Raw genomic sequence first — 5,317 nt, forward strand, 5'->3', positions numbered from 1 at the left:
GGCCGGGGTCGTGGGGGCGCGTGCCGCTCGCGCCGGGGGCCGTGCTCGTGCTCGTACTCGTACGGGTGGACGTGCTGGTGCTCGGGGGTGGTGCCGAGTGGTGCGTGGCGGGCATGACCGCTCCTGTCCGCGTCAACGAGGGTGTGGGCGGATGTGTGTGGGGAGGTGGGTCCTGCGGGTGGTGCTGTAGAGGGTGTACCGCTGGAGCCTTCCCACCCTGTTCGGGTGAGCAATCCGGGACTTTGTTAACTACTCCCGCGTATGTCCACACACAAAGTCGGCCGCACATGAACTCCGCGTGAAGTCCGCCTCGCACCGGTCCACGCGGGGGTGAAGCCTTGAGCGGTGGCCGCCCCCGCGCGGGTACGGTGCTGTGTGACGGGGCGCACAGTGTGGTGCGTCCTTCCAGCGAAGCGCACCGTGCCGTGCGTCCATCAGCGAACGCGCCGAGGTGGAATGTGAAGGCGATCCGTCGGTTCACCGTCCGTCCCGTTCTTCCCGAGCCCCTACGACCCCTCAGCGAGCTGGCCCGCAATCTGCGCTGGTCATGGCATGCCGAGACGCGCGACCTCTTCCAGTCCGTCGACCCCGAGCGCTGGGCGTCCTCGGGCGGCGACCCGGTGCGGCTGCTGGGCAGCGTGCCCCCGGCGCGGCTGGCCGAGCTGGCCGGCGACCGCCGTTTCCTGCGCCGGCTCACCGCGGTCGCCGACGACCTGCGCGACTACGTCGGCGGCGAGCGCTGGTACCAGGCGCAGCCGGAGAGCAGGCCGGCCGCCATCGCCTACTTCTCCCCGGAGTTCGGCATCACCGCCGCGCTGCCGCAGTACTCCGGCGGCCTCGGCATCCTCGCCGGCGACCACCTCAAAGCGGCCAGTGACCTGGGCGTTCCGCTGATCGGGGTGGGCCTGCTCTACCGGCACGGCTACTTCCGCCAGTCCCTGTCCCGGGAGGGCTGGCAGCAGGAGCACTACCCGGTCCTCGACCCCAACGAGCTGCCGGTCTCCCAGCTCAGGGAGGCCGACGGCAGCCCCGCCCGGATCTCACTGGCCCTGCCCGGCTCCACCGCGCTGCACGCCCGGATCTGGCGCGCGGAAGTCGGCCGGATTCCGCTCCTGCTGCTCGACTCCGACGTGGAGGAGAACGACCTCGGCGAGCGCGCGGTGACCGACCGGCTCTACGGCGGTGGCAGCGAGCACCGGCTGCTGCAGGAGATGCTGCTGGGCATAGGAGGGGTGCGGGCGGTGCGGACGTACTGCCGGCTGACCGGGCACCCCGAGCCGGAGGTGTTCCACACCAACGAGGGGCACGCCGGGTTCCTCGGCCTGGAGCGGATCGCGGAGCTGGCCGAGGAGGGGCTGGACTTCGACGCGGCCCTGGAGGCGGTGCGCGCGGGCACCGTCTTCACCACCCACACCCCCGTCCCGGCCGGCATCGACCGCTTCGACCGGGCACTGGTCGCCCGCCACTTCGGACCCGACGCCGAGCTGCCGCGCATCGACGTCGAGCGCATCCTGCAGCTGGGCCTGGAGACCTACCCGGGCGGCGAGCCCAACCTGTTCAACATGGCCGTGATGGGCCTCAGGCTCGCCCAGCGCGCCAACGGCGTGTCGCTGCTGCACGGGCGGGTCAGCCGGGAGATGTTCAGCGGACTGTGGCCGGGCTTCGACCCCGACGAGGTGCCGATCACCTCCGTCACCAACGGCGTGCACGCCCCGACCTGGGTGGCCCCGGAGGTGTTCCGGCTCGGCGCCCGGCAGATCGGCGCCCAGCGCGCCGAGGACGCGCTGACCGTGGGCGGCTCCGACCGCTGGGACTCGGTCGCCGACATCCCCGACGAGGACATCTGGGCGCTGCGCGGTGAGCTGCGCGCACGCCTGGTGGAGGAGGTGCGCCGGCGGCTGTGGGCGTCCTGGCGGCAGCGCGGCGCCGGCACGGCCGAGCTGGGCTGGATCGACGGCGTGCTCGACCCCGACGTGCTGACGATCGGCTTCGCGCGCCGGGTGCCGTCGTACAAGCGCCTCACGCTCATGCTGCGCGACCGGGACCGGCTGATGGACCTGCTGCTGCACCCCGAGCGGCCGATCCAGATCGTGGTCGCCGGCAAGGCCCACCCGGCCGACGACGGCGGCAAGCGGCTGATCCAGGAACTGGTCCGCTTCGCCGACGACCCGCGGGTGCGCCACCGGATCGTGTTCCTGCCGGACTACGGCATGGCGATGGCGCAGAAGCTGTACCAGGGCTGCGACGTGTGGCTGAACAATCCGCTGCGCCCGCTGGAGGCGTGCGGCACCTCCGGGATGAAGGCCGCCCTCAACGGCTGCCTGAACCTATCCGTGCTGGACGGCTGGTGGGACGAGTGGTACCAGCCGGACTTCGGCTGGGCCATCCCCACCGCGGACGGCGTCGGCTACGACACCGAGCACCGCGACGACATCGAGGCCGCCGCGCTGTACGACCTGCTGGAGCAGCGGGTGGCGCCCCGCTTCTACGAGCGCGGCCGGGCCGGGCTGCCCGACCGCTGGATCGAGATGGTGCGCCGGACCCTGACCCTGCTCGGCCCGAAGGTGCTGGCCGGGCGCATGGTCCGCGAGTACGTCGACCGGCTCTACACGCCCGCCGCGCACGCCCACCGCGCCATGGACGCGCAGGCGGCGCGCGACCTGGCCGCCTGGAAGGCGCGGGTGCGCTCGGCCTGGCACGAGGTGAGCGTGGACCACGTGGAGACCTCCGCGCCGCCGGCCGAGCGCACCGGGGCGCTGCCGGCGGCCACCGCCGAGCTGGGCTCCACCCTCGGTCTGCGGGTGCGCGTGTCCCTGGGCTCCCTGAGCCCGGACGACGTGGAGGTGCAGGCCGTCTCCGGGCGGGTCGACGAGGAGGACCGCATCACGGACGCCACCGCGGTCCCGCTCAAGCCCACGGGCGAGGCCGGCCCCGACGGCCACTGGGTCTACGAGGGCCCGCTCGGCCTGGACCGCACCGGCCCCTACGGCTACACCGTCCGCGTCCTGCCCGCCCACCGCCTGCTCGCCTCACCGGCCGAACTGGGCCTGGTCACGGTGCCCGCCCAGGAGGCAGGGGAGGGGGCCGGGGTACTGCTGCGCTGACCGGGTGCGGCCGTGCGGCCTGACGCCGCTCGGCCGCCGCACGGTCCGCGTCTCGCCGGGCGCGGCCCACCGGTACGCGGGCGGCCGCGGTGTCAGTCCTGGGGGATGTCCGCGCACAGCCTGCGCAGGACGGCGCCGCAGCGCCGGGCGTAGGCGTGCTGAAAGCCGCGGGTGGCCGGGCCGCCGGCGCGGGCGTACCAGGTGGCCGGGCGGCTGAAGGCGGTCACGGTCAGCCAGACCGTGCCGTCGCCGGTGCGGTCCACGACGAAGGACTCCTCGCCGTTCCCCGGATGGCCCGGCAGGGTGCCGTACGCCCAGCCGGCCCGGCGGGGCTCCTCCAGCGTCCACACCACCCGGCACGGCGCCTTGATCACGCCGGCGAGGGTGACGGTGACCTCGGCGCCCGGCGCGGCACGCTCGGTGCTCGCGTCGACGCCGACCCCGACGGCGCGGTGCATCTCCCAGGTCATGACGGCCTCGGCGGCCCGCCGGAAGACCTCCTCGCCCTCGCCGATGCGGCAGCGCACGTGCAGCGGGCGGAAACCGGGCGGGCAGCGGCCCTGCACGCGGGTCGCGCCGACCTCCTCGTAGGTGAAGTCCTCGGCAGACATGTGACCCAAGAGTAGGCGGCCCCCGGAGGAATGCCCTCCGGGGGCCGCGCGGAGTTCACCCGCCGGGTCGGCGGTGGGCCGCTCGCGTCAGTTGACGTTGACCGCGGACCAGGCCGCCGCCACCGCGTTGTACTCGGCGCTGGAGGAGCCGTACAGCGCCGACGCCGCGTTCAGGGTCGCCGTGCGGGCGCCCTTGTAGTTGGTGGTCGACGTCATGTACGTGGTCAGCGCCTTGTACCAGATCTGCAGCGCCTTGGCGCGGCCGATGCCGGTGACCGTGGAGCCGTTGTACGTCGGCGAGTTGTAGCTCACGCCGTTGACGGTCTTCGCGCCGCTGCCCTCGCTGAGCAGGTAGAAGAAGTGGTTGGCGACGCCGGAGGAGTAGTGGACGTCCTTGCTGCCCACGGAGGAGGACCAGTAGTCGGCGGAGGCGCCGTCCTTGCTGGGCTTGTCCATGTAGCGCAGCGGGGTGCCGTCGCCGTTGATGTTGATCTTCTCGCCGATCAGGTAGTCACCCGGGTCGGAGGGGTTGTTGGCGTAGAACTCCACGCCGGTGCCCAGGATGTCGGAGGTGGCCTCGTTCAGGCCGCCGGACTCCCCGGAGTAGTTCAGGCCGGCGGTGACGGAGGTGACGCCGTGGCTCATCTCGTGGCCGGCCACGTCCAGGGCGGTCAGCGGGTGGGTGTTGCCCGAGCCGTCGCCGTAGGTCATGCAGAAGCAGCTGTCGTCCCAGAAGGCGTTGACGTAGTTGCTGCTGTAGTGGACGCGGGAGTAGGCGGCCTTGCCGTCGTTGCGGATGCCGTTGCGGCCGAAGGTGTTCTTGTAGAAGTCCCAGGTCTCCTGCGCGCCGTAGGCGGCGTCGGCGGCGGCCGTCTGGTCGGAGGAGGAGCTGGAGGCGGTGCCGGTGCCCCACACGTCGTCGGCGTCGGTGAACAGGGTGCCGGTGCCGGAGGTCCTGCGGGCCAGGTTGTACGTCTTGTGGCCGCCGCGCGAGGTGTCGTACAGCTGGTACGTCGACCCCGACAGGTAGGTGCCGAGCGTGACCGTGCCCGAGTACAGGGTCTTGCCGGTGCCGGTCTCGATGCCCTGGTACTCGTAGAGCTTCTTGCCGGTGGCCGCGTCGGTGATGACGTGCAGCTCGTTGGGCGTGCCGTCGTCCTGGAAGCCGCCGACGACCGTCTCGTAGGCGAGGACCGGCTTGCCGGTGGCCGCCCAGATCACCTTGCGCGGGCCCTGGTCGGCGGTGGTCTCGGCCGAGCCGGCGTCCTTGGCCAGGCCCAGCGCCTGCTTCTGGGCGGTGGCCGCGGCGACCTTCGGGGTGAGCGAGGCGACCTTGATGGCCGCGCCGGTCGCCTTGGTGACGCCCTCGGTCTTCCCGGCCTTGGAGGTGTGGACGATCAGGTCGCCGCCGAGGACGGGCAGGCCGGCGTAGGTGCGCTCGTAGCGGGTGTGCACCGTGCCGTCGGTGTCTCTGACGACGTCCTTGGCGACCAGCTTCTCCTGGGTGCCCAGACCTATCTGCCGGGCGGTGCCGGCGGCGTCGGCCTGCGCCTGCTGCAGCAGGGAGGTGCGGGCCGCGGCGGTCAGCGCGGTGGGGGCGGC

Annotated in this window: 3 protein-coding genes; 1 reads left to right on the plus strand and 2 read right to left on the minus strand. The window is 72.7% G+C overall.

Annotation, left to right across the window (positions count from 1 at the left end; translation table 11 throughout):
- Nucleotides 1–458: 458 nt before the first annotated feature.
- On the plus strand, nucleotides 459–3,104 hold the full coding sequence (locus tag GV126_RS22640; protein WP_159669811.1) for a glycosyltransferase family 1 protein: 2,646 nt from the start codon (nucleotides 459–461) through the stop codon (nucleotides 3,102–3,104).
- A 92-nt stretch (nucleotides 3,105–3,196) separates the two neighbouring features.
- On the opposite strand, the gene GV126_RS22645 is transcribed toward GV126_RS22640, so the two are convergent.
- A complete protein-coding gene (locus GV126_RS22645; RefSeq protein WP_159669813.1) occupies nucleotides 3,197–3,715 on the minus strand; it encodes a DUF1990 domain-containing protein in 519 nt (172 codons plus the stop codon).
- 87 nt (nucleotides 3,716–3,802) lie between these two features.
- A partial coding sequence (locus GV126_RS22650; protein ID WP_159669816.1) for a M4 family metallopeptidase occupies nucleotides 3,803–5,317 on the minus strand: 1,515 nt, incomplete at its 5' end.

This window comes from Streptomyces mexicanus (genome assembly GCF_902506575.1).
GTDB classification, from domain to species: Bacteria; Actinomycetota; Actinomycetes; order Streptomycetales; family Streptomycetaceae; genus Streptomyces; species Streptomyces mexicanus.

Coding starts and splice junctions, on each gene's coding strand:
- GV126_RS22645 (WP_159669813.1), bottom strand. CDS start 3,715: ATGTCTGCCGAGGACTTCACCTACGAGGAGGTCGGCGCGACCCGCGTG.